This is a genomic window from Ammoniphilus sp. YIM 78166, from assembly GCF_004522215.1.
In the GTDB taxonomy this organism is placed as follows: domain Bacteria; phylum Bacillota; class Bacilli; order Aneurinibacillales; family RAOX-1; genus YIM-78166.
The window spans coordinates 211,596-235,260 of sequence record NZ_SDLR01000001.1; the positions used below are offsets into that span (position 1 = coordinate 211,596).

Consider the following 23,665-nt stretch of genomic DNA (forward strand, 5'->3'; position numbering starts at 1 on the left):
ATCCATGATCGTTATCAGCGCGGATTCGGTAAAGGCCGATGATCGCCCGGATGTGTCATTAAAGACATTGTTTTCGGAAGAACATGTAGAGGGTGGAAAAGCTAAATTCGGGGTTGTGAGTGTTCCCCCTAAAGCAAGAATTCCATTGAGTGGAACGGGTGCTCACGATGAAGACGAGTACTCGATTGTCGTAAAGGGTTCCATCCTTGCGGGGATCACGGGTCAAGAATATCGGCTGACTGTTGGAGATGCATCCCTCATTCCTGCCGGTGAAGCTCACTGGGCGTACAATGACGGGGAAGAGGAGTGCCAAATCGTCTGGGTTCTTGTAAAACGATAAGCTGTGATTGGGGTTGTCGCTTTCAGACAGCCCCTTTTAACTACTCGAAGAGAGGAATGGGAACAAGATGAGCATTTATGTGGAAAGAATTAATAAAGCACAAGCGATATTAGCTCAGAACGGATGGGAGGCAGCGGTTGTCACGTCTCCGGCGAATTTCTTCTATTTTACGGGAACCTGGCTTGACTCCCATGAGCGGCTTCAAGCTGTAGTTATTTCAAGAACGGGTGCTGCATCCATCGTGGTTCACGAAATGTCGCGGGAAGAGGTTTCCCCTCTAGATGGCGTAACCATGGTCTTCTGGAAAGACGGAGAGCCTTCGGTAGAAATTCTGGCAGGGCTTTTACCTAAGCAGGGTGTCATCTCCTTCGACAACCAATGGCCCAGCGAAAAGCTGATTGATCTCATGTCTTTCAAAAAAGAACTTACTTATATCAAAGGTACACCTGTTATCGGAGCCCTCCGTTTAAAAAAGGATAGGGAGGAAATTGACCTTTTGCGCAAGTCGGGAGAAATCGCGGATCGAGTCATTGGAGAGGCAATTCGTCTTGCCAAGCCGGGAATGAAGGAATCGGAGCTGGCGAAAGAAATCAAACGACTCTTTCATGAGCAGGGAGTGGAGCAATTATCCTTTAGTCCCATCATTGGGGCGGGAGCCAATGGGGCGATTCCCCATCATCAATCCGATGATACCGTGCTTGCGGAAGGGGATATGGTAGTCGTTGATATGGGCGGCATTAAGGATCATTATTGCTCGGATATGACCCGGACGATCGCGATTGGGGAACCGTCCGAAGAAATGGTTCAGGTATATGAGATTGTTCGCAAGGCTCAGGACGAAGCGGTGAAAGCAATCAGACCGGGCGTCTCGATGCGTTCGATTGATCAAGTGGCGAGAAGCATCATTTCCCAAGCGGGCTATGGAGAATTCTTTACCCATCGCACTGGGCATGGCTTAGGGATTGAAGTTCACGAGGAACCTTTCCTGACCTCAGACAATGAACAGCTTCTCGAGGAAGGGATGGTGGTGAGCGTCGAACCCGGCATCTATTTAAGCGGAAAGTTCGGAGTAAGAATCGAGGATATTGTCGTCGTCACAGCCCATGGTGCAGAAAGGCTGAATCATTATCCACGGGAACTGATCACGGCAGGGAAAAACGTCACGACTGGGGGGGTATAGCATGATTGAAGCTAAAGTAAAGCATGACCAATTTACCCTGGAGATTGTAAAGGATTCCTTGATTGCCATCGGAGAAGAGATGTTCCATACACTGGCCCGAACCTCCATGAGCCCGATTATCTATGAAGTGCTTGACTTCGCAAGCGGGTTGACGGATGGAAAAGGCCAACTTCTTACCCAGGGGAACGGGGTTACCGGGTTTATTGGGATGCTGACCTTTATGGTCAAGGAAACACTGCAGAAGTTCGGCAAGGAAGGGGACTTAAAGCCGGGAGACATCCTGATCATCAACGATCCTTATGGCGGCGGAGGCTCCCATTTGTCCGATGTCGGGCTTTTGATGCCCATTTTTCATGAAGGAGAACTGGTTGCTTTCTCTGCGAACAAAGCTCACTGGACGGAAGTGGGCGGCAAGGATCCCGGTTCCTGGACGACTGACTCCACGGAAATTTTCCAAGAAGGACTGCAGTTCCCATGCGTAAAATTATTCGATGAGGGAAAATTGAACCAGCCCCTGGTTGACATCATTGAAGCAAATGTACGTTTTCCGGATTTGTCGCTGGGGGATATGTGGGCTCAAGTGGCCGCGCTGCGCACCGGCGACAAGCGCTTCCGCGAACTGTGCGATAAGTACGGCAAGGATGTGGTGCTGGATTCGATTGAGCATCTATTATACCATGGCGAACAATTGGCATTAAAAGAAATCAGCAAATTACCCAAGGGTACGTATGAAGCACAGGACTTCATTGATGACGACGGGTTAGGGAATGGGCCTTTCTCCGTACAGGTAAAGGTTACCATCACAGATGATGAGTTTATCTGCGATTTCCGCGGCAGCCACCCGCAAGTGCTGGGTCCAGTGAACTGTTCCTATACCGGGTTGGTGTCCGCGGCTCGGACCATTTTCCTAGCCGTGACGAATCCGTCCCAAGACGTAAACGATGGCGTATTCCGTCCATTAAAGGTCGTAGCGGAGCCACGTTCCATTTTCACAGCTGAACGGCCGGCAGCCGTTTCGACTTATTGGGAAACGACGCTTTACGGGGCTGACCTCATCTGGAAAGCGCTCGCGCCTGTTGTCCCCCACCGATTGAATGCCGGACATTTCTTATCCGTTTGCGGTGTGGTTCTCGCCGGCATTCACCCAGATACGAACGAGCCTTTCCTGACCGTGGAGCCGACCGCTGGAGGGTGGGGGGCTGGCCAAGGGTTGGACGGGGTGACCGGACAATTCTGCGTTTTCGACGGGGAAACCTACAACGTTCCGGTAGAAGTGGCTGAAACGCGCTACGGTATTATGGTCGATGAGTACAGCCTTCGCACGGACGGAGCTGGCAGCGGAGAATATCGCGGGGGTTCGGGATGCATCCGCTCATATCGGGCCATGACCGACGGCCAAACGGTAACCGCAACATTCGGACGCCATAAATTTCTCCCATGGGGCTTTCACGGCGGACAAGACGGATCCCGCAATGAATTTGAAATTGTCAAAGCGAATGGGGAAGTTGTCGGGCCATTCGGCAAATATGCCCGTTTCCCGCTTAATAAGGGAGATAGGGTACGTTTGATAACCGGAACTGGCGGCGGATATGGCAATCCAATTGATAGATCAGTAGAAAAGGTAGCCTCAGATGCTAGAAATGGCTATATCTCTTTGGAGCAAGCTAGAGAGATCTATGGAGTCATTTTGAATAGGGATAGCTTTGAGGTGGAAGGCGTTATGCCGGTGCGGGAATTGAGGGAAAGAAGACAATAAAATAATAGAAGTCATAGGGGGTGTCCGGTCTGGGCGGCCCCTTTCATTTGTGGGCATAGATATCAAGCGTGGTGAATCATTCACTACCTCCCAGGTTAAATGGTAGAGCTTGTGAAAGCAAGTTTCAATTATTGTGTCTTAATCCGGACCCTATTCGGACAGAAAACGTGGAAAAAAGAGAATCGAGTCCGAATTCGGCTCTATTCTCTTCCGTAGGTCTTTAAGGTTGTGGGTGAGTTCTTCAAATAACCTTGATAAGGCTACTGTCCAACTAGCCCGATCGATTCAGCTGTTCAAACACCGATGCCATGCTGCTCAAACAAACCCGACATAATTGATCGCCCTTGCTGGATATCAGGATGAAATTGGATAGCTGCTGTTTGCCGAACGGATTCGACCTTGTTGATAGAGGTATGGAGGAGGTCTTGATCCGGGAGCATGCCGAAATCGTCTGCTATAGATAGACCGGCAACCGTTCCTTGGGCCATAGCGATTTTGGCGCTTTCGATGCCTGTGATATTGCCAGCCACATATAATCCTTTTACGGTGGTTTGCATCCGTTCGTTATGCAGCGGAACATGGCCGCCGAGTTCTGGGAGATAGGTCAGTGTGCATCCCGCTACTGCAGCGAGTTCAACAAGCGGCTGCAGGCCGCCGGCAATACAAACAAAGTCGGCGGGGATGATGGTTTCCGTCCCGGCGATAGGCTCTCCCTTGGCTGTTACTTTGGCTATTTTGACACCTTCCACCTGGTTTTCGCCGATGATGGATAGGGCGGCTGTGTTGAGCTGAATCGGAATATCCCATAGGTGAATGCCTTGATCGGGCAGGAACCGTAGCGCCAGCTTTTGAAGAGCTTCTGATTTCATCATTTTACTGCCCATTCGGATCAAAAAGGAAGGAGCCAGATGGGCCGCATGCATCATCGACTTCATGACTTTCTCCGGATTTCCAGCGTCCATCGTTAATAGATTGCGGGCAGGAAGCACCATGCGGTCTATAGGAATTCCCGCAAGCTGGAGTTCGCGCATGATCGCGATGGACAATATGTTAATGCCGACAACCACGCCTCGAGATCCGACTTTTACCCGCTGTACATTAGTCATGACTTGAGCGGCACCGATGGACATAACACCCGGTAGCGTCCAGCCATGGATCGGGATAGCCGTTTCCGCGGCACCGGTGGCGAGCAGTAAGGCGGGCGACTCAATAGGTCCATGAGAGGTCTCCATTCTCCAACCTTGATCCGTGTTCGTTGCGTCATGAACTGACACGCCACACTCCAAATCGACGCCAAGGCGTATAGCCTGCTCCTGAAGCTGTTTCCCTTCTTCGAGTCCATTCCACCATGTGCCGTTTGGCTCTTCATGAAGCTGACCGAGAAGCCGTCCCCCCGGACGGATAAACTCATCCACGATTTTTGCCTTGAGCCCATGCTGCGCGCATGCGATCCCTGCGGAGAGTCCGGCTGGACCTGCTCCTACAATGACGACATCCCACATTTATAGGTCCTCCTCCTTTCGGAAGGGAGTTGGCAGTCTGACACCTGATTCAACTGTCATGCCTTCTTCGACAAGTGACAGGCACGCACGTTGGCCCGCTGTGCCATTAACCGTGACTCGGCATTCAAAGCAGTGGCCGATATTGCAGTAAATTCCCCGGGGAGTTCCGTTTTCTTCTTGAACACGCAGCGTGCGTATTCCGTTGGCCAGCAAAGACGCGGCGATCGTTTCAGATTCATAGGCAGAATAAGCTTTTCCGTCAAAGAAAAATGTGATTTTTTTGCGGCTCTCCATCGATCCTAGAATAGGGTGATGTTCAATTCTTCCGTATCTCATTGATGCCTCCCAAAAGATGAAAAGAGATAGGACGGACAGGAGGTTGGTAGCGGAGCGTCATGGTGTCCGCAGTTGCTTTTCCGTTTACTTCCTTTACAATGGCATCCACCAGGCTTCGGCACGTACGGCCACCGCAAAATCCCATTCCTGCCCGGGTTCTAAGTTTCAATTCCCTGGAAGAACATGGGTAGTTGGTTGATGTCTCTAGCAACTCACCCAAGGTGACTTCTTCACATCGACAGACTATGATTTCCTTTTGATCGATCATGATTTTCCTCCTATTATATCTGCATGATGCACGGTGAGATTTTCTGCTCACCATTGAGGGATTACTTTTTCTGTCAATTAAAAATGCAAAATTCATGCCAAATAGGAGGAGCCTTCTAGTTTTACTTTATGGGTATATTCAGCTTGTACATTTTGTTATATAACGTTCTGCGCGAGATCCCCAGTCTTTTTGCAGCCGCTTGCTTATTGCCTTTCTCCTTTTCGAGCGCTTGCAGAATGAGATTTCTTTCATGATGATCCCGGTCTTCTGACAGCATGGGTTCGTCAAGCTTGTCCTCCCGCGAAGATGTGGGAAGCACTTGGAACTTAGAATGCTGCAAAAAAGGCAAGTATTCTTCATCAATCACCCCGTCTTCATCAATCACCCCGTCTCCAGCAAAAACCACTAGCCGTTCCATTGTATTTCGCAGCTCGCGGATATTGCCGGGCCAGTGATATTCCTGCAGACAATGCATGAGATTGGGGGATAGGCCTTGAATGGGGCGTTCGTATTGCCTGGAAAACTCGTATAAAAAGAACAGCGAAAGCTCGATGATATCTTCTTTTCGATCGCGGAGCGGGGGAATCAGAAGACTGAAAACATTTAATCGGTAGAATAGATCCTCCCGAAACTTCCCTTCCGCAATGAGGGCCTCCAAATTCCGGTTTGTCGCGGCGACAACCCGAAAATCAGCCTCCACTTTTTTGGTTCCTCCTAAGGGATAAAAGGACTTCTCTTGCAGAACACGGAGCAGCTTCACCTGCATATCGAGGGGCATTTCCCCAATCTCATCCAAAAAAAGAGTACCTCCGCAGGCTAGTTCAATCATCCCTTTTTTGCCTTTTTGATCGGCCCCAGAGAAAGCACCTTTGGCGTACCCGAATAATTCGCTTTCAAATAAGCTAGGTGAAATCGCTCCGCAGTTGAGTTCCACGAACGGCGCATGTTCCTCTTCTCTGACGTTGTGAACGGCCCTGGCAAACAACTCTTTTCCTACTCCGCTTTCTCCTAACAGGAGAACCGTGGTTTTGGTAGATTTCAGCATGCTGATCATATTTTTCAGTTGTTTTATCGATTTGCTGGTTCCCTTGATTGGGTGAAACGGGTCGGAAGATACGCTCAGCTTCTCCATCTGCTGCTGCAGGTGATGAACTTTTTGGGTGGCATCAAATAGCTCCTGCTTTAATCGGACTTGGTTTGTAATATCCGTTTCGGCTGCAACCGACCCGATGATCTTTCCGTTTAAGTAGATCGGTTTCGTATTGATCTGAACGACGAGGTCCTCTTGCGGCTGATGCTGTATTTGATAGACCCCATTCCCGGTTTGCAGGGTTTTGAGCATCGCCAGGTTTTCCACGGTAAAAAAATCCGTAATCGGCTTCCCCAATAGATCCTTTTCTTTAATAGAGAAGATTTTCTCTGCCCATTTTGACCATACAGCCACATGGGCGTTTTCATCTATTATCGATATGGACAAATCAACGGTATCGATCAACGTGCGAAAATACGCTTCAAGATATTGATACGACTGGAAAATAGTCTGCATGACATCCGTTTGGTGTACGCTTCCCACCAGATGGCCATTAGAATCGGTGACAAAAAGGCGATCGTTCCCCTGAAAGAGGGGGAACGTTTCCGACACAGGGGTTTCTATGGAGATACAGATCGATGGATCTAAATGGTTTTGTTCTTTTACATCATGATCCTGGCGTATTAATTGCTCGAGAGAAGGAAGTTGATGTTTGATAACAGGTCCCTCCGAATACAAGTGTGTAAAAATATAGACTCTTCACACTTATTATACATTTTGTGGGTTTACATGTGAAATAAAATGCACACTATTTCTTCCCTATCTAATTATTTTCGTTTGGCATGCTCCTTGCTTGATAGATGAATCAAAAAATCATAGACTCAGGGAGAAACGAACATGGTACACACCCCTCATTCGGAAGTCATCGTCATTGGCGGAGGGATCATCGGCAGTGCGATCACTTACTACGTGGCTAAAGCGGGACTTGATGTAACGGTCATTGAAAAGGGAGATCTGGCAAGCGGTACTTCATCGCGCTGTGATGGAGGGATCTTGGCTATTGATAAAGACCCGGGTTTCGATAGCCAAATGTCCTTAATCAGCCAAAAATTGATCCGTGAAATCAGCGGCGAACTGAAGCTTCCTTTTGAGTACCATTCCCGCGGCAGTCTGCTTGTATGCGAAACCGAGGAAGAGATGGCGGCGGCAGAAAAATGGGTGAAGCAGCAAAAAAAGGCGGGTCTAGCTTTTCGGATGCTCGATCGGCAGGATATCAAGCAGGAATCGACCTTTCTCGCGGATGATCTGTTGGGCGGACTTGAATGTGCGACGGACTCCATGGTGAACCCCTACCTATTAACTTATGCTCTTTTTGATAAGGCTCAGGAGTTCGGGGCTAAGATCTTGACCCATACCGAGGTAACGGGTATCAAGAAGGATGCCGGGGGATCCTTCCGGATTGAAACCCCGAAAGGGGAGCTGACGGCCAAGAAGGTCGTGAATGCGGCAGGGGTGTGGGCTCCCCGCATTGGGGAGATGGCGGGTATTGATATTCCCATCCTGCCAAGAAAGGGACATATCCTCGTAGCCTCAAGGCAGGAGCCTGTCGGTGAGCGTATGGTGATGGAGTTCGGATATCTGCTTTCCAAATTTGGCGGGGAAAGAAAAGTGGATCCGGAAACGGAAAAATACGGGGTCGCACTGGTATTTGAGCCTACAGAGAGTCAAAACTTCCTGATCGGAAGCAGCCGCCAATTTGTCGGGTTCGACTCTACAGTGGACAGGAATGCAATCCGTGTCATGGCACGAAGAGCCATCCGGTTTTTTCCGAGAATGTCGGACATGAACATGATCCGCACGTATACGGGATTTCGTCCCTGGACCGAAGACCATTTGCCGATTGTCTCTGAAGTTCGCGAGCTGCCTGGTTTTTATATTGCAGCAGGCCACGAAGGGGACGGAATCAGTTTGGCGGCCGTGACAGGGAGGTTGATCTCTGAGCTCATCCTGGAAAAATCGGACACGATTATTCCGGCTGAACCGCTACGCTACGATCGTTTTACCAAAGAAAGGGGTGGTGTTTTGCTCTAAACATGCTAGGGATAACTGAGTTCAAGGGAGGGATCATATATGCTGGTACTTAGTGCAAATGATCAGCAGCAATTGTTAACGATGTCAGAAGTTATTGATTCGGTGGGGGTGGCGCTGAGTGAATTTTCCAACCATCGGGCCATTACCCCGATTCGAACATCCATTCCGGTAGTGAAAGGGAACGGTACGTCTCTATTCATGCCTTCCGTTGTAGAAGCGACCGACAGCTTGGGCGTGAAATTCGTTTCGGTTTTTCCGGATAATAGACTTCATGGAAAGAAGACGATATACGGGATGATGGTGTTGGCCGATGTAATGACGGGAGAACCCTTAGCGATCCTGGAAGCTTCTTATCTTACGGTACTCCGTACAGGAGCCGTTTCTGGACTGGCTACGAAATTCTTGTCGCAGGAAAAATCCAAGGTGCTGGCCATCATCGGTACGGGTGCTCAGGCAAGAGGCGTGCTCCAGGCAATCAAAGCGGTTCGCTCGATCGAAACGGTCCATTTGTATAATCGCAATGAGTCCAAAGCGCATGAGTTTGCTAGAGAAATAACAGACCAATTTGGCTCAGAGAGTCTTCAGGTTCACGTGTTCCCAAATGCGGATGAAGCCGTAAAGGGAGGGGACATCGTGGCCACGGCTACCAATGCCAAAACACCTGTCTTTTCCGCAGAAAGCCTAAAACCAGGTGTTCATATCAATGCCATCGGTTCCTTCCGTCCCACCATGCAGGAAATTCCCACAGCAATCGTGGCAAGGGCCTCTAAGATCGTTGTGGAGTCGAGAGAAGCGGCTTTGGAAGAAACGGGTGATTTGATTATTCCCATCGAACAAGGGGCCATCACAAGCGAATCGATCTATGCAGAGCTGGGGGAAATCGTAAATGGCGTCAAATCGGGACGGGAAAGCGATGAAGAGCTGACCCTATTTAAATCGGTGGGGCTGGCCGCCATGGATGTGGTCGTGGCAAAAGCACTTTATGACAGAGCTTTGGAGTTGGGTGTCGGGCAAAAGGTATCGATATAAGGCAATGATCAACAACCGCTGGGGTCTGACCGCAAAAAACGGGGAGGAAAATACATGATTCAAGACTCAAATATTATCATGATCATTTTTGTATTGTTAGCTTTTTCCGGTATATGGCTGCAAGGTAAAGTGCAATGGGTGCGTAAATTAAGTGCAGCGATGTATTGTATTTTTGGGGCTATGATACTTGCCAACATTGGTGTCATTCCCACGTGGAGCGGAGCCCACGAAGTCATCATGACGTATGTTGTCCCTTTCTCTATAGCGATGATTCTTATGAATGCGAGGTTAAGCGATTTGAAAGTGGCAGCGCCTGCAGCGATCAAAGCGTTTATCATATTTGCGCTGGTCGTTATCGTTGGTTTTGCGGTTTCATCATTATTATTTAAAAATATTATCGGAGAAGAGACATGGCAGGCGGCAGGTGTTTTCATTGCCGGGGCTATCGGTGGAACCGTAAATAATATTGTCGTTGCCAAATCATTGGGTATTAGTGAAACGATGCTTTCTGCCGTCCTGACGGCTGCAATGGTTGGATTTACCCTGTTCTTATTCTTTATTTTTACAGCTCCGACCTGGATGCCGAAATTAGGGTTTAAAGCTGCTTACAAGACTTTAAACAAAGAAGAGGCTCAGGAGTTTTATAATAATTATTGGAAAGAAAAATCAATCGATTTGAATGGCGTAACCACCATTATTTCCGTTGGCATCATTTTGACATCGCTATCTTTTCTATTAAAACAGTATGTATGGAATATCCCGATTGAAGTATATGTTTCCACATTGACTCTGATTGTCGCTAACGTTACAAAAATAAGCCATATCAATGGTTCCGAGGAAATCGGTTCGTACGGATTCCATTTGTTTTTTGCCTCATTGGGCGGCTTAGTCAGTCTAGAAAAATTGATTGCGACAGGACCTATGCTTTTAGTCATGTATGTCATTGCTATTACTATCACTATCATCCTGTTTTTCCTTCTCTCAAAAGTTGCAGGAATCGATTACGAAGCCATTTGCATTGCCAGCAATGCTGGAGTCGGCGGTCCTACCACGGCGCCGGTTATGGCGGTTGCCTTTGGGTGGAAAGAATTAGTGTTAACGGGTATTATTTTGGGTATTCTAGGATATTCGATCGGTTCATATATCGGCATTCTAGGCGGATATCTGATTAAATTCCTCATGTAAAAAAAGATAGGAGGGTTGACAATCATGGATGAAAAGGAAAGATACTGGGAGCTCCACAAGGAAGCGATTGTCATCGATGCTACTTGTCCGTTGGGAGCAGTAGATCATTATTATAAAAGGTGGATAGAAGGCGGGGTAACCGTCATGATTCCTACCATAGCCGCTAACCATTCTTGCCGGGAAACCATCGGTAGGATTGCAGCATGGCACCGAACAATTGAAACGCACTCTGATGAGCTGTTATTAGTAACATCTGTGGATGATATTTATAGGGCAAAAAAAGAAAGAAAATTAGGAGTCATCTTTCACTTTCAGGATTCTTTGCCCATAGAAGGCGACTTGAATCTTCTTACTATCTATCGTCAATTGGGAGTAAGGATTATTCAGCTTTGCTATAATGTCAGGAATTTTATTGGTGATGGCTGCGATGAACGAACGGATAGCGGTTTGAGTCAATTTGGTGTGAGCGCGGTGAAGGAAATGAATCGTCTAGGGATAGTGATAGATCTATCCCACACAGGCTATCAAACGACCATGGAAGTGATGAAAATATCGGAAAAGCCGGTGATCTTCAGCCATTCGAATGTCTATCAATTATGCCCGTCTCCCAGAAATATAAAGGATGATCAGATCAAAGCGGTTGCCGAAAAAGATGGAGTAATCGGTATCGTCGGTTTCCCTGCATTCGTATCGAAAAGCGATACACCTACTGTAGACAATTATGTGGATCATATTGATTACATAGCGAAATTGGTAGGGGTACGACATGTCGGTATTGGAATCGATTATTATGAGGGGATGGATGGCATCGCCTCGATGGAAGAAGCGACCAAAATCTATGACCAATTAATCACTTCCGGCAAATGGAAGGCTGAGTCTTACCCGCCCCCTCCATGGAAGTATCCTTCAGGTATTGAAGATCCATCGAAATTTCCCAATTTGACAAAAGCTCTCCTGAAAAGAGGGTATTCGGAAGAACATGTTCTCCAGATACTTGGCGGCAATTTTATAAGAGTATATGAAGAGGTGTGGGCTAAATAAATAGTGTTATACGGCTCCAAATATGTGGAACTATATATTGAAGCTTAACAAGCAGGAACTAAATAGTCACCTGCTTGTTTTTATTCGCAGGTATAAGAGCTAAAATAGATTACTTTGGGTGATAGTTTCTCAAGGATGAAATGGAACCGGTTCCAGAGGTTCAGTTAAAACCTAAATTAGTATCGGAGACTATGAAAACAAACAGTATTCGAAAGATATTGCCGAATGGCACAATGGCAACCATCGCACAAGATCCGAGAATTTTATGGCCGGATACGTTTCCGATTGGTCCGGATCAATACTTATATGTCATTGTGAACCAATTACATCGGCAATCAAGATTTCATTATGGAAAAGACCTACGCCAAAAACCGTACTTTACTTCGTATGAAAATTAATGAATTGCCTGCTCCAACCTTTTCATAAGGAAAAATAGTGGACTCCCACTTTGTGGATACCCCTTGGGGTAATGGTGTTTATTTCACCATGTTGATGATTATGATCAGCCATATTCGCCAGCAGACGGAAGGGCGTCGGAATATCTGGAAGGTCATCGTGGCCAATAAGCCGTTTGGTAAAGCCTCTTCCCCGCACATCCTGGAAACGGTCTTTCACGTGGCCCGAGCCAACCGCATTCAATTAATCTGTTTAACCTCCCATAAACAGGAAGGAATCTTACAGCGATTCCTATTGAAATTCTAAACTATACTAATTATTAAAAATGTTGAGAAGGGGATTGTCAATGGATAGCATAGAATCGTTGAAAAGTGAGAAAAAAAGACTGTTACAGGAAACCGAAGCCCTTTTATCCATGATTTCATCTCCCGTCTTGGTCGTTGACCAGCAAGGGAATGTGGTCCACACCAATACGTTTGCCGAAAATATATGGGGACGCTCTCAAATCACGTTGATCAATAAACACTTGCTTGAGTTGATGGAGGCTTCGAAACTGCTTGGGTTTATTCAACGCGGGAAACCTGCTGTAGATTTACCGGTTCAAATCAAGGATTTCACAGGTGGATGTTACCCTTATAGCTGTCGCCTGCATCCCCTTATTGTGAACAAGCAAGTGGAGGGTGCGGTGATGCAGCTTACAAAACAGGTCTCATTGCCTAGTATAGAAAAGCAAAAGAAATTTACGACCCGCTATTCATTCGCTGACATTCGCGGCAATAGCGAGGCGATTACGGCTTTAAAAGCACAGGCAGAAAAAGTAGCAAAAAGCAATTCTACCATATTGATTCGAGGGCAGAGCGGAACGGGGAAGGAAGTCCTTGCCCAGGCCATTCATGGCGCCAGTCACCGCAATAAAGGTCCGTTTGTCGCCATTAATTGCGCGGCCATTCCAGAGTCTCTTTTGGAAAGTGAGCTGTTTGGCTATGATGAAGGCTCCTTTACAGGAGCGAAAAAAGGGGGGAAACCCGGCCGTTTTGAAATGGCTCATGGAGGAACGCTGTTTCTAGATGAAATTGGGGATATGCCCCTATTTTTGCAAGCCAAACTTTTGCGGGTGCTGCAGGAACGGAGAGTGGAGCGAGTCGGGGGTTCGGAGAGTATTCCCATCGATGTTCGAGTGATTGCCGCCACTCATAAAGATCTTGAAACGCTGATCGCTAAGCAGCATTTCCGGGAAGATTTATACTTTCGCTTAAACGTCATTCCCTTTTCGATTCCTCCCTTGCGGGAGAGAAAGGAGGATCTATATGAGCTGATCCAATACTTTATGAAGCGGTATGGAGAAAGACTCGGGAAAGAAACCAAACGGCTGTCTTCACCCGTGCTGAAACGGTTAAATGATTATCACTGGCCGGGTAATGTGCGTGAACTGGAAAATGTCATAGAGTATATCATCAACCTTGAAATCGGGGATTTGGTTACGCTAAGCAGTTTGCCTTCAACCTTGCGTTACAGGGAGGAACCTGAAGAGACGGTCGTAAGGTTAGAGATAGTGCCAGAACAAGCTAGTCCTTTTGATTCGTCATTTTTGAACGTTGACGAATCCGAAGCATATCTAATCGAACAAGCCCTGCGTCGTTATGGAACGAGTACGGAAGGAAAAAGAAAGGCAGCCCAGCAATTGGGGATGAGTATGGCTACACTTTATCGGCGGATCAAAGCGATTTCTCGTGAGAAAAAATTCTCAAAGTGAGAAATAGTGATAATAGTTGATAAAACGTAAGAAAAAATGAGAAATTATTGTGTTTAGTAAGAATTATTGCTAGTTGATTCCACTCAAATCATCCCTTATTTAAAAACTTCTTATTATTCTCATTATCATAATTTTAGTATTGTTTGGTATTTTGATGTCGTTTCTGCTGAAAATTGAATTGGCATGTAAATTGCTAAATAGAAAAGTGAGGGGATAAGCCATGAAAAAGCAACTAACCGAACACGACATTCCATCCTTAGCGTGCGGGGCCAGGTATCTTGGATCTGGAGGTGGAGGAGACAGTACATTGCTTCAATTCTTAGCGCTCCGAGCGATTCGCGAGGAAGGACCTGTTACCCTCCTCTCTCCGATTGCCTTAGCAGATGAAGAGTGGGTAGTACCGGTAGCCATTATGGGTTCTCCTACGATTTTTAGCGAAAAACTTCTTAGAGGAAGCGAAATCGTTGGCGCCATTCACATGCTAGAACAAGATAAGGAGATTTCCGCTCGAGCTGTAATGGGGATCGAAATCGCCGGAATGGAAGCCATGGTACCTGTTTTGGCAGCGGCCATATCTAACCTTCCTCTGGTGGATTGCGATGGGATGGGCCGAGCCTTTCCGGAGCTGCAGATGACGACGTTCCATGCGTTTGGCATTCACGCTGCCCCATTAATGATGATGAATGAACGCGGGAAATGTTACCGGATTTCAGGAGCCTCGAATGAAGAGGTCGAGCATGAGGCGCGTCATAAGGTGATGGAATTGGGAGGATGGGCAGCGATTGCCGGTTATCCCATGCAGGGGCGGGCCGTGCGGGAAGTGGTCATTCACCAAACGTTTTCTCTTGCCATTCGGCTGGGCGAGGCCGTAAGGGCCGCAATGGGCAATATCGATCAGATTGTTGGCGCTTTAGTCCGCCATTTTGAAAATTCCATTTATGGCACGCCATGCAAATTGATTGAGGGAAAAGTGGTGGATCTGCATCGGAACATGGTTGGAGGTTTATTGCGTGGCAACCTCATTGTAGAAGGAACCGGTTTTTATGTCGGGGAGCAAGTCGAGATCTTATTTCAAAATGAATACTTGTTTGCCAAAAAGGGGGAAAGAGCACTGGCCATGGTTCCCGATCTGATCTGCGTATTGGACGCGGATACGGGGAATCCGATTATGATTGAGGATCTGGAAAATCACCGAAAAGTATGGATTGTTGCTATTCCAAGTCCACCATTACTCAGGGATGCAAAAATGCTGGAGATTGTAGGGCCAAAATGTTTTGGCGTGGGGAAAGAGTTTTATCCGATAGAGCATCTGCTGGTTCAGGAAGGCGGGGAAGAATAGGATGATTCGCATAGGCATTGATGTCGGCAGGGAAAAAACCGATGGTGTTGTGATGAATCAGCATTTACATATTCTTGCCACAGCCTGTCTTCCAACGACTGCGGATGTGCTGAGCGGGATTCAAGTTATCATTGCGCAATTGTTACGTGATTCGAGCGTCCGTGAAGAGGATGTGAAAACGGTGATGATAGGAACAAACCTGTTTCTGGATGCCATGCTGACGGAAAAAGACCTCTCTCAGGTATGTGCCGTTCGCATTCTGCAAGCCAAAGGCAGCATTCCCCCGTTGTATGGGGGAACAGAATCTTTTCGAAAGGCAATCGGACTCGTTTATCATGAACTGCAAGGGGGCCATGAAGTGGATGGAGAGATATCCCAAACTCTCCCTTCTCGTCAAGAGCTAGATAGGTTCCTTCGATCTGTACACTCTCAGGGTATCGATGCTTTTGCCATTACCGGGACGTTTTCTCCGGTGAATGACAGTCATGAACGAATGGTTATGGGTTGGATCCAAGAGAGCATGGGCAAAGATTATTCTTTTACCCTATCCCATGAGTTGGGGAGCATTGGATTTCTCGAACGGGAAAACGGGGCGATTCTGAATGCCGCCTTATCCAAGCTAATCAAGCAAGCCCTGCGGGGCCTTGATCATCTATTGCAGGAACTTGGCATCGAAGCGGGGATCTATCTCGTGCAAAATGACGGATCGCTTATGTCCTACGACTATGCGCTGCATTATCCGATTCGAACTCTTTATTCCGGCATGACCACGAGTCTTAGGGGAGCTTCTTTTCTCGCACAGCTCCAAGACTGCATCGTGGTCGATGTGGGGAAAAAAGCTACGCGAGTTGGCGTGCTAGAGGAAGGATTTCCCAAGGAAAGACGGCAGAATGCTCCTATAGCAGGGATTGATGTCAATGTGCCGAAGCCAGAGATTGTGTCTTTTCCTTTTGGAGGCGAGCATTCTGTCGATGATGATAAATTGGATGCCGTTTTTGAGGCCGTTCAGCGGTTTCAGAGGCGATATGATCCACTTCCCCTTGTTTTTGTAGGAGAGGGTAGTAGGGAGTGGGCGGCAAAGTTTCGATTTCCATGGTCTGATGTTGTTCATCCCCCCTTTTCTGCCCATGCTGGCGCTATTGGCGCATGCATTGCGCCGATCAGCGGAAAGGTGGATCGCATGTATTGGCTCAAAGGGATGGAGCGAGAAGAGGCGGTGCAAATGGCCACGGGGGAAGCGGTTCACGAAGCCGTTCGCGCTGGAGCTAAACCGGAAACCGTGGCAGCTAAGTCCATTAAAGTAACCCCATTCGCTTATGTTCCGAGTCAAGCATTAAGAGTTCAGGTTAAGGCCATCGGTTCGCTTACGTAAGAATCCTTATTTGCGAAAAGGTCGATTGAAAAGAAGGGGCGAACATAAATGTCCAGTAAAGAGAGTATGTCGGATGATTATGCATTAAGCAGGGTGCCTGCCGGGGCAAGATTGCCTTTGTGGGAAGTAACTCTGGTGCGCATAGGTGCCCTTACCAGCTTGGCCCAATTCATGATGGGGGCGGCCATAGGGTACGGGATGACATTTTGGGGAGCATTTTGGGCCACCATGCTTGGTAGTGTGATTTTGGAAGTCGTCAGTTTCCTGATTGGTGTGGCTGGGGCAAGGGAAGGTCTTTCTACGAGTTTGCTTACCCGCTGGACAGGATTCGGAAAATATGGATCCGGAATTTTAGGCTTAGTCATTGCGATTGGATGTATTGGGTGGTTCGGGATTCAAAATTCGGTGTTTGCCAAAGGATTGGATCAAGCCCTTGGCGGTGTGCTAGGCTTTCCGTTAGCTGCAACTTTAACGGGATTGTTTGTTACCTTCATCGTGATCTTCGGTTTCAAATGGCTGAGCTGGACGGCAAGGATTGCGGTACCTGGCTTCATGGCGGTCATTGCCTATGGAATCTATCAAGTATTGAAAGATCACAATATCGGTGAATTGATCGCTTCGCCGCCTCCTGGCCCAGCTCTTTCGATCGGCGTGGCGGCAACCATGGTGGCCGGTGGCTATATGATTGGTGCCATCATTACTCCGGATATGAGCCGCTATAACCGAAACGGCAAAGATGTATTATGGATGACGCTCATTGCGACCATTATTGGAGAATTCGGCGTGAATCTGATTGCCGTTTTGATGGCTCATGCCGTCGGCAGCAGTGATGTGTTAACTATCGTGATGCAAACGACGGGTGTGCTGGGAGCAGCGATCGTGGTGTTTGCCACCGTGAAAATCAATGATTTGAATCTGTATGCCTCCTCCTTAGGGATTACAAATACGATTGATTCAATATTCAACCGTAAGGTCAACCGCGGTCTGATTACTTTGATTATTGGGATTATTGGTACAGTACTTTCCGTATTAGGCATTCTGGATAAGTTCGTTGGATTTTTGGTATTTTTGGGCATTTTTGTTCCTCCTGTCGGCGGGATTATGATCGTGGATTATTTTATCCTGAAACGTGACCGCAAGATATTGGATGAGAGCCGCGCAAAGGGTGAATTGCCGAAGTCCTGCGAAGCTATCAATCCTGTCACTCTGGTAGCATGGGCCGTTGGAAGCTTTTCAGGTTATTTTATTGCAATTGGAATTCCTTCATTAAATTCCCTGTTGATCGCAGGACTAGTCTATTATCTTGGCATGAAAATCTTTGGAACGGCCATTGGCCGCAAGAATGCGGAAGTAGATCAAACAGCTTAATTCTATTTGAACACATGACATCGAAGGGAGAGAGTTGACGTGAGACTTTTAGGAAAACAAGAGATTGAAGATATTGCGGTTGGAGCGGCTTTGCTTGGAACTGGGGGCGGAGGGGACCCTTATATCGGAAAGCTGATGGCTCTTCAGGCAATCGAGGAATTCGGGCCGATCCAATTGTTATCGGTAGATGAAATTCCAGATGACGCGTTTTTCGTTTCGTCGGGGATGATGGGAGCCCCAACGGTACTATTTGAAAAGGCGCCGAGCGGGACAGAAGCGAAGCTTGCATTTGAAGCACTGGAAAAATATATGGAAAAAAAGATTTTCGCCACGTTTCCGATCGAAGCGGGAGGCGTAAATTCCTTGCTGCCGCTTGCCCTTGCTGCACAGCTGGGATTGCCGGTTGTCGATGTGGATGGAATGGGCCGAGCCTTCCCTGAATTGCAGATGGTTACCTTTTACCTGGATGGCATATCGGCTACACCGATGGTTCTTGCTGATGAAAAAGGCAATGTAACCCTGTTCAATACGATCGATAGCCTTTGGGCCGAACGGATTGGCCGCAGTGTGGTGATTCAAAAGGGCGGTTCCACCATGTTCGCCATCTATCCGATGACGGGAAGGAATCTTAAGGAAAGTGGAATTCATAATATTTTGACACTGGAAGAAGAAATCGGCCGATCGATTCGCTTGGCGAAGGAAAACAATGTAGATCCCATTCAAGAGGTGCTTAAACTGACCAAAGGGTTTGAATTATTCCGCGGAAAAATTGTCGATGTCAACCGGAAAACGGAAACCGGATTTGCCCGGGGTACGGCAAAAATGGAGGGATTGGCGGATTATTATGGAGAAACCCTCGAGCTTCGTTTCCAAAATGAACATTTGCTTGCGAGGACAGAAGAACGGCTTTTGTGCGTCACGCCCGATTTGATAGCCGTTCTGGATGCGGAAACCGGTCAGCCGATTACCACGGAGGGCATGCGTTATGGCTCACGCACCGTGGTAATCGGGATCCCTTGCCATTCTAAGTGGCGTACAGCAAAGGGCATTGAAACATGCGGACCCGGATACTTCGGCTATGATGTGGACTACATTCCTGTAGAAGAGCTTGCGAAAAAAGGAGTGGTGAGCAAATGAGTTACAGAATTGGAATTGATGTAGGTGGAACGCATACCGATGCCGTTCTTCTCGATAAAGATTACAACGTGGTATCCAAAACCAAGTCCGCGACAACAGAAGACGTAAGTTCAGGCATTTATAAGGCCATGCGCGAGGTCATCGCGAATTCCGGTGTGCCGCGTGAGCAAATCCATTATGCCATGCTGGGTACCACCCATTGCACAAATGCCATCGTAGAGCGCAAGCGTCTCAACGAGATTGCGGTCATTCGCATCGGCGCACCGGCCACGCTTGCCGTGAAGCCATTGATCGGAGTACCGCAGGACCTGCGTGAACGGCTGGGGAAACATGTTTATTTGGTGCGAGGCGGACATGAGTTTGACGGAAGAGAGATTGCAAAATTAGACGAAGAAGAATTGGTTCGAATTGCGAAGGAAATAAAAGAAAAAGTCAATTCCATTGCGGTTACCTCTGTGTTTTCTCCAGTATCCAAAGAGCACGAACTTCGCGCCGCAGAGGTACTCCAAGAGGCATTGGGAGAGGATCTGCCAATCTCTCTCTCCCATGAGATCGGCAGCGTCGGTTTGCTGGAACGCGAAAATGCGACGATCTTAAATGCTGCGGTCGTCAATGTAGCCAAAGCAACCGCAGAAGGCTTCGTCAACGCCCTGCAAGAAGAAGGAATTAACGCAAAAGTCTTCTTCGGACAAAATGACGGGACCTTGATGAATGTCGAATATGCGATGAAATACCCTATTTTAACGATAGCTTGCGGACCGACCAACAGTATCCGAGGCGCCTCATACCTAACCGGCTTATCGGATGCTCTGGTCGTGGATGTGGGGGGGACAACGACGGATATTGGAGTTCTTATCAACTCTTTCCCGCGCGAATCTTCTTTGGCCGTTGAGATTGGTGGGGCACGCACCAATTTCCGCATGCCTGATCTGGTATCGATTGGATTAGGCGGAGGTACTATCGTCCGAATTAAAGAAGACGGCAGCTTCACTGTAGGCCCGGACAGTGTAGGCTACCGGTTGCCGGAAAAGGGGCTTGTCTTTGGCGGGGACACCTTAACAACAACCGATGTAGCTGTAGCGCTTGGCAAGGCGAATATCGGGGATCCGGAGAAAGTAGCCCATCTGGATAAAGTTTTACTGGAAAAAGTGTATGGCAGAATCGTCGGCATAGTAGAGGAAGCAATTGACAAGATGAAAACCAGTGCGGATCCGGTTCCGGTGATCCTCGTGGGAGGCGGAAGCATTCTCCTGCCTGATCGACTGAAAGGGGCTTCCGAGGTGATTTGTCCCGGGGATTTTGGGGTGGCCAATGCCATCGGAGCAGCGATTGCCCAGGTCAGCGGCCAGATTGAACGGGTTTTTGCCTTAGACGAATTGGGACGTGAACAAACGTTGGAATTGGCAAAGTCGATCGCGGTCAGCGAAGCCATCGCTGCGGGTGCGGATCCAGATACCGTTGAGATTGTCGATGTCGAGGATGTTCCCTTGGCCTATCTCCCAGGTAATGCTACGCGTGTCCGCGTGAAAGCTGCCGGTGTCCTTGCGGTGAATATGGAAGAAGTCCATTAAGAGGAGAGATTGAAATGAAAATTAGAGTCATTATGCCCATTATATCAGATATTTTTAATGAGGAAATCCAACAGGAAATTTCGCACTATGCCGCTGAATCGACGACGGTCGGGGTATGCAGCCTGGATTATGGACCTGCCTCCGTGGAAAGCGAATACGATGAGGCGCTGTGCATCCCTAACTTTCTGGAAAAGGCCATTGAAGCAGAAAAGGACGGATATGACGGGGTCATCAGTTTTTGTTTCGGAGATCCAGGAGTGAAACCTGCACGCGAAGTGCTCAATATCCCAGTGGTCGGTGCAGCCGAAGCTTCGATGCTATTTGCCAGCCTGTTAGCCAAATCCTTTTCAGTCGTGACGGTGCTGCCCAATGTGGTTCCCATGATCGAAAACATTAGCAGATTGTTAGGCGTTGAGGATAACTTGGCATCCGTCCGGTATGTGAATATTCCCGTTTTGGAAGTTCATGAAAAAGAAAGACTAAAGAGCGCCTTGCTGGAAGAAATGATCAAAGCAATAGAAAACGATAAGGCTCATGCCCTCGTATTGGGATGTACTGGCATGATGGGAGTCGCCGCAGATCTTCAGCAAAATCTTAGAGAGCGCGGGTATGATGTACCGGTGATCGACCCGGGCTTTGCGGCCACGAAAATGCTGGAAAGCGTGATTTCTATGGGGATAAAGCAAAGCCGGTTAACCTATATGTCTCCGCCTTCCAAACTCCGTAAATAGCATTTAAAGGTTGCAGGCTATACAAATTTGGGACCTAGCTGACCATGATGGTGCAGCTAGGTCTCTCATTCAGAAGGGGAGGTAAGCATGACACACATAATCGATGGTCATTTTGATCTGCTGATGGACGTAACCATTCAAAGAGAACGCGGAAAGAGAAAGGTGATCGAAAGGGAGTATCTCCCTGCTTTTCAAGAGGGAGGCGTACATTCCATCGTCTCGGCCATCTTTGTAGACGACGCCTTTTTGCCGGAGATGGGTCTTCGGAAGGCTTTGCAGCAGATCAGTTCCTTGCATGCGGAAGCGGATGAATCACCGGACACGATCATGGTATGTAAAAATGCCTATGACTTGAACAAGGCGAGAGTAGAAGGGAAAATGGGTTTTGTTCTTTCCCTGGAAGGAGCTGAGCCGCTGTATAACGACATCAGCCTTCTTCGTGTTTTTTACGAGCTTGGCGTGCGTTTGATCGGGCTGGTGTGGAGCAGGCGCAATTGGGTGGGAGACGGGAGCCATTTTTCTGCGGTCAGGGAGGGAAGAAAGGGCGGAATCACGGATTTCGGCGTCCAATTAATTGAGGAGGCAGAAAAGCTGGGCATCATCATCGATGTCAGCCATTTGAATGATGAGGGTTTTTGGGATGTCATGGAGTTCGCGAAGAAGCCGGTCATCGCCTCCCATTCGAACTGCCGAACCCTCGCTCCTTCCATGCGCAATCTCACGGATGATCAGATTAAGGCCATCGCTTCCACCGGAGGGGTGATTGGCATGAATGCCGTGAATTATTTTGTTTCAGAAAAGGATGAAGAATCAAATATCGAGGGCTTGATCAACCATGTGGATCACATCGCCAAGTTGGTTGGAGTGGAGCATATCGGGTTGGGCTTTGATTTTATGGAACCCTTCATGAAATACGTTTCTCCGCATTCCAGTTTGACTACCATGCCGCGGAAGATTTTTGATGTAGTGAAAGGGCATTCCAGCGTCCCTGATTTTACCCGCTGCCTCAGGAAACGAGGGTATAAGGAAGAAGCCATTGAGCAGATTTTGGGCAAAAACTTCATGCGAGTGTACAAGGAAGTATGGAAATAACCCCTATCGATAAGGAGGAAGACAATGGCCTACTTGGATTGGAGAACAGGAGATCGAGGATTTGGCCGTTGGGGCCGCTTTACTGGGTACGGGAGGCGGAGGGGATCCTTACTTAGGAAAATTGATGGTGCAAAAATGCATCCGCAAAAATGGGCCCATTCAGCTGCTAGATCCAACGGAAAGTGCGGGATGATCAGCTGGTCATTCCCACTGCGATGATGGGAGCGCTGACGATTATGGTGGAAAAAATCCCGAATGGGGATGAAGCCTTAAAGTCCCTGTTAGTGAAATGCAAGATTTGAAATACGCGGTTTAAAACAAAAATAGCTGTCGAGGAGCTCGACAGCCTGACCGAAAAAAAAAAAAAGAGTTTTTGATTAAAAGTCTTTGATTAAATAATTAGTGATCAACATGTGACCCGGTGCATGGGTAATCATAATTTCCGGTTTACCATTCAGGCATACAACTTGTGGGGTGACCCCGCATGCCCAAAATACGGGAATCTCACTAGGTTCAATAGTAATGTTATCGCCAAAGTCAGGTCGGTATATATCCTCAATTCCGATAAGTTTCGGATGGCCAATATGGATCGGGGCCCCGTGCGTATGGGGGTATTTAGCCGTAATTTCTACAGCTAATTCAACCTGGGATTGATGTATGGGACGCATGCTGACCACAGTCTTTCCTGAAAACATTCCCGCTTGAGAACATTCGATATTAGATACATACATAGCTACATTTTTTCCTTGTTGAATGTGCTTCATCGGGATGCCTCCTGTGATCAACGCATGCTCGAATGTGAAGCTACATCCAATTAGGAAGCCAACAAAATCATTTTGCCAGTAATCTTTAATATCCAAGGGCTCGTCTGTAAATGTTCCATGCTGAAAAACACGATATCTCGGAATGTCCATTCTCAAATCGATGTCTCCACCAGAACAATAAGGGGAACCGACATCCGTTACTTCGATTAATGGACAGGATTTTTGATTTCTTACGCAAAACAATAAAAAATCATACGCATAGTCTTTCGGTAGGATAACCACATTGGCCTGTACACGATCACTACCATAACCGGATGTTGGACCTGTAAATTGATGAGACAGCGCAACTCTTCCAATTTCATTTTCTCTACTATCCTTTTATTC

The 23,665-nt window shown here is 47.7% G+C and carries 23 protein-coding genes and 1 pseudogene; 19 read left to right on the plus strand and 5 right to left on the minus strand.

Annotated elements, in window-relative coordinates; genetic code table 11:
- Positions 1–4 precede the first annotated feature (4 nt).
- From EIZ58_RS00995 to EIZ58_RS01005, 3 genes are all read left to right on the plus strand, one after another.
- Positions 5–340 carry a cupin domain-containing protein gene (locus tag EIZ58_RS00995; RefSeq protein ID WP_134698662.1) on the plus strand — a complete coding sequence of 112 codons (336 nt, stop codon included), beginning with the start codon at positions 5–7 and terminating at the stop codon, positions 338–340.
- A gap of 67 nt (positions 341–407) precedes the next feature.
- Positions 408–1,520, plus strand: coding sequence for a M24 family metallopeptidase (locus EIZ58_RS01000; RefSeq protein WP_134698663.1), 1,113 nt, complete (start codon positions 408–410; stop codon positions 1,518–1,520).
- 1 nt (position 1,521) lies between these two features.
- Positions 1,522–3,276 carry a hydantoinase B/oxoprolinase family protein gene (locus EIZ58_RS01005; RefSeq protein ID WP_134698664.1) on the plus strand — a complete coding sequence of 585 codons (1,755 nt, stop codon included), beginning with the start codon at positions 1,522–1,524 and terminating at the stop codon, positions 3,274–3,276.
- A gap of 293 nt (positions 3,277–3,569) precedes the next feature.
- Here EIZ58_RS01005 and EIZ58_RS01010 read toward each other — a convergent pair whose 3' ends face one another.
- From EIZ58_RS01010 to EIZ58_RS01025, 4 genes are all read right to left on the minus strand, one after another.
- Positions 3,570–4,778, minus strand: coding sequence for an NAD(P)/FAD-dependent oxidoreductase (locus EIZ58_RS01010; RefSeq protein ID WP_134698665.1), 1,209 nt, complete (start codon positions 4,776–4,778; stop codon positions 3,570–3,572).
- Positions 4,779–5,114 (minus strand): (2Fe-2S)-binding protein, encoded by a 336-nt coding sequence (locus EIZ58_RS01015; RefSeq protein ID WP_134698666.1) that lies wholly within the window; start codon positions 5,112–5,114, stop codon positions 4,779–4,781. It lies immediately after the preceding gene.
- Positions 5,095–5,382 carry a (2Fe-2S)-binding protein gene (locus tag EIZ58_RS01020; RefSeq protein WP_205672089.1) on the minus strand — a complete coding sequence of 96 codons (288 nt, stop codon included), beginning with the start codon at positions 5,380–5,382 and terminating at the stop codon, positions 5,095–5,097. Before EIZ58_RS01020 ends, EIZ58_RS01015 begins: the two co-directional genes overlap by 20 nt.
- Before the next feature lie 121 nt (positions 5,383–5,503).
- Positions 5,504–7,150: a sigma 54-interacting transcriptional regulator gene (locus EIZ58_RS01025; RefSeq protein ID WP_240688907.1), complete on the minus strand. Its 1,647-nt coding sequence runs from the start codon at positions 7,148–7,150 to the stop codon at positions 5,504–5,506.
- A gap of 159 nt (positions 7,151–7,309) precedes the next feature.
- Between EIZ58_RS01025 and EIZ58_RS01030 the strand changes: the two genes are divergently transcribed.
- The 16 genes and pseudogenes from EIZ58_RS01030 (at position 7,310) to EIZ58_RS35095 (ending at position 22,819) form a co-directional block, all read left to right on the plus strand.
- Positions 7,310–8,503 (plus strand): NAD(P)/FAD-dependent oxidoreductase, encoded by a 1,194-nt coding sequence (locus tag EIZ58_RS01030; protein ID WP_134698667.1) that lies wholly within the window; start codon positions 7,310–7,312, stop codon positions 8,501–8,503.
- A 39-nt stretch (positions 8,504–8,542) separates the two neighbouring features.
- The gene (locus tag EIZ58_RS01035) at positions 8,543–9,532 is read left to right on the plus strand and encodes an ornithine cyclodeaminase family protein (protein WP_134698668.1); all 990 of its coding nucleotides are present in this window, start codon (positions 8,543–8,545) and stop codon (positions 9,530–9,532) included.
- A gap of 54 nt (positions 9,533–9,586) precedes the next feature.
- The gene (locus EIZ58_RS01040) at positions 9,587–10,717 is read left to right on the plus strand and encodes a DUF819 family protein (protein ID WP_134698669.1); all 1,131 of its coding nucleotides are present in this window, start codon (positions 9,587–9,589) and stop codon (positions 10,715–10,717) included.
- A 24-nt stretch (positions 10,718–10,741) separates the two neighbouring features.
- Positions 10,742–11,758, plus strand: a complete 1,017-nt coding sequence (locus tag EIZ58_RS01045; protein ID WP_134698670.1) for a dipeptidase — start codon at positions 10,742–10,744, stop codon at positions 11,756–11,758.
- A 175-nt stretch (positions 11,759–11,933) separates the two neighbouring features.
- Positions 11,934–12,184 (plus strand): annotated as a pseudogene (locus tag EIZ58_RS01050) (L-dopachrome tautomerase-related protein); the annotation flags it as partial.
- Between the two features lie 66 nt (positions 12,185–12,250).
- The gene (locus tag EIZ58_RS01055; RefSeq protein ID WP_167577419.1) at positions 12,251–12,460 is read left to right on the plus strand and encodes a hypothetical protein; all 210 of its coding nucleotides are present in this window, start codon (positions 12,251–12,253) and stop codon (positions 12,458–12,460) included.
- 40 nt (positions 12,461–12,500) lie between these two features.
- A complete protein-coding gene (locus EIZ58_RS01060) occupies positions 12,501–13,907 on the plus strand; it encodes a sigma-54 interaction domain-containing protein (protein ID WP_134698672.1) in 1,407 nt (468 codons plus the stop codon).
- A 220-nt stretch (positions 13,908–14,127) separates the two neighbouring features.
- Positions 14,128–15,246: an S-methyl thiohydantoin desulfurase family protein gene (locus tag EIZ58_RS01065; RefSeq protein WP_134698673.1), complete on the plus strand. Its 1,119-nt coding sequence runs from the start codon at positions 14,128–14,130 to the stop codon at positions 15,244–15,246.
- Position 15,247: 1 nt separating this feature from the next.
- Positions 15,248–16,618 carry a hydantoinase/oxoprolinase N-terminal domain-containing protein gene (locus tag EIZ58_RS01070; protein ID WP_134698674.1) on the plus strand — a complete coding sequence of 457 codons (1,371 nt, stop codon included), beginning with the start codon at positions 15,248–15,250 and terminating at the stop codon, positions 16,616–16,618.
- A gap of 48 nt (positions 16,619–16,666) precedes the next feature.
- Positions 16,667–17,986: a purine-cytosine permease family protein gene (locus EIZ58_RS01075; RefSeq protein WP_134698675.1), complete on the plus strand. Its 1,320-nt coding sequence runs from the start codon at positions 16,667–16,669 to the stop codon at positions 17,984–17,986.
- A 39-nt stretch (positions 17,987–18,025) separates the two neighbouring features.
- A complete protein-coding gene (locus EIZ58_RS01080; RefSeq protein WP_134698676.1) occupies positions 18,026–19,123 on the plus strand; it encodes an S-methyl thiohydantoin desulfurase family protein in 1,098 nt (365 codons plus the stop codon).
- Entirely contained in the window at positions 19,120–20,694 is a 1,575-nt protein-coding gene (locus EIZ58_RS01085; RefSeq protein WP_134698677.1) for a hydantoinase/oxoprolinase N-terminal domain-containing protein, read from the plus strand. Before EIZ58_RS01080 ends, EIZ58_RS01085 begins: the two co-directional genes overlap by 4 nt.
- Before the next feature lie 14 nt (positions 20,695–20,708).
- A complete protein-coding gene (locus EIZ58_RS01090; protein ID WP_134698678.1) occupies positions 20,709–21,425 on the plus strand; it encodes an aspartate/glutamate racemase family protein in 717 nt (238 codons plus the stop codon).
- A gap of 87 nt (positions 21,426–21,512) precedes the next feature.
- Complete coding sequence (locus tag EIZ58_RS01095) at positions 21,513–22,517, plus strand: dipeptidase (protein WP_134698679.1); 1,005 nt, start codon at positions 21,513–21,515, stop codon at positions 22,515–22,517.
- 61 nt (positions 22,518–22,578) lie between these two features.
- Positions 22,579–22,710 carry an S-methyl thiohydantoin desulfurase domain-containing protein gene (locus EIZ58_RS35090; RefSeq protein WP_370297589.1) on the plus strand — a complete coding sequence of 44 codons (132 nt, stop codon included), beginning with the start codon at positions 22,579–22,581 and terminating at the stop codon, positions 22,708–22,710.
- A gap of 25 nt (positions 22,711–22,735) precedes the next feature.
- Entirely contained in the window at positions 22,736–22,819 is an 84-nt protein-coding gene (locus EIZ58_RS35095) for a hypothetical protein (RefSeq protein WP_370297617.1), read from the plus strand.
- Between the two features lie 75 nt (positions 22,820–22,894).
- Here the strand turns inward: EIZ58_RS35095 and EIZ58_RS01105 are convergent, their stop codons facing one another.
- A complete protein-coding gene (locus EIZ58_RS01105) occupies positions 22,895–23,638 on the minus strand; it encodes a putative hydro-lyase (protein ID WP_134698680.1) in 744 nt (247 codons plus the stop codon).
- Between the last annotated feature and the right edge of the window lie 27 nt (positions 23,639–23,665).

What these genes read in the sequence shown, in the direction of transcription:
- EIZ58_RS00995 (WP_134698662.1), top strand. Translation starts at nt 5, where the DNA reads ATGATCGTTATCAGCGCGGATTCGGTAAAGGCCGATGATCGCCCGGAT.
- EIZ58_RS01000 (WP_134698663.1), top strand. Translation starts at nt 408, where the DNA reads ATGAGCATTTATGTGGAAAGAATTAATAAAGCACAAGCGATATTAGCT.
- EIZ58_RS01005 (WP_134698664.1), top strand. Translation starts at nt 1,522, where the DNA reads ATGATTGAAGCTAAAGTAAAGCATGACCAATTTACCCTGGAGATTGTA.
- EIZ58_RS01010 (WP_134698665.1), bottom strand. Translation starts at nt 4,778, where the DNA reads ATGTGGGATGTCGTCATTGTAGGAGCAGGTCCAGCCGGACTCTCCGCA.
- EIZ58_RS01015 (WP_134698666.1), bottom strand. Translation starts at nt 5,114, where the DNA reads ATGAGATACGGAAGAATTGAACATCACCCTATTCTAGGATCGATGGAG.
- EIZ58_RS01020 (WP_205672089.1), bottom strand. Translation starts at nt 5,382, where the DNA reads ATGATCGATCAAAAGGAAATCATAGTCTGTCGATGTGAAGAAGTCACC.
- EIZ58_RS01030 (WP_134698667.1), top strand. Translation starts at nt 7,310, where the DNA reads ATGGTACACACCCCTCATTCGGAAGTCATCGTCATTGGCGGAGGGATC.
- EIZ58_RS01035 (WP_134698668.1), top strand. Translation starts at nt 8,543, where the DNA reads ATGCTGGTACTTAGTGCAAATGATCAGCAGCAATTGTTAACGATGTCA.
- EIZ58_RS01040 (WP_134698669.1), top strand. Translation starts at nt 9,587, where the DNA reads ATGATTCAAGACTCAAATATTATCATGATCATTTTTGTATTGTTAGCT.
- EIZ58_RS01045 (WP_134698670.1), top strand. Translation starts at nt 10,742, where the DNA reads ATGGATGAAAAGGAAAGATACTGGGAGCTCCACAAGGAAGCGATTGTC.
- EIZ58_RS01055 (WP_167577419.1), top strand. Translation starts at nt 12,251, where the DNA reads ATGATTATGATCAGCCATATTCGCCAGCAGACGGAAGGGCGTCGGAAT.
- EIZ58_RS01060 (WP_134698672.1), top strand. Translation starts at nt 12,501, where the DNA reads ATGGATAGCATAGAATCGTTGAAAAGTGAGAAAAAAAGACTGTTACAG.
- EIZ58_RS01065 (WP_134698673.1), top strand. Translation starts at nt 14,128, where the DNA reads ATGAAAAAGCAACTAACCGAACACGACATTCCATCCTTAGCGTGCGGG.
- EIZ58_RS01070 (WP_134698674.1), top strand. Translation starts at nt 15,248, where the DNA reads ATGATTCGCATAGGCATTGATGTCGGCAGGGAAAAAACCGATGGTGTT.
- EIZ58_RS01075 (WP_134698675.1), top strand. Translation starts at nt 16,667, where the DNA reads ATGTCCAGTAAAGAGAGTATGTCGGATGATTATGCATTAAGCAGGGTG.
- EIZ58_RS01085 (WP_134698677.1), top strand. Translation starts at nt 19,120, where the DNA reads ATGAGTTACAGAATTGGAATTGATGTAGGTGGAACGCATACCGATGCC.
- EIZ58_RS01090 (WP_134698678.1), top strand. Translation starts at nt 20,709, where the DNA reads ATGAAAATTAGAGTCATTATGCCCATTATATCAGATATTTTTAATGAG.
- EIZ58_RS01095 (WP_134698679.1), top strand. Translation starts at nt 21,513, where the DNA reads ATGACACACATAATCGATGGTCATTTTGATCTGCTGATGGACGTAACC.
- EIZ58_RS35095 (WP_370297617.1), top strand. Translation starts at nt 22,736, where the DNA reads ATGGGAGCGCTGACGATTATGGTGGAAAAAATCCCGAATGGGGATGAA.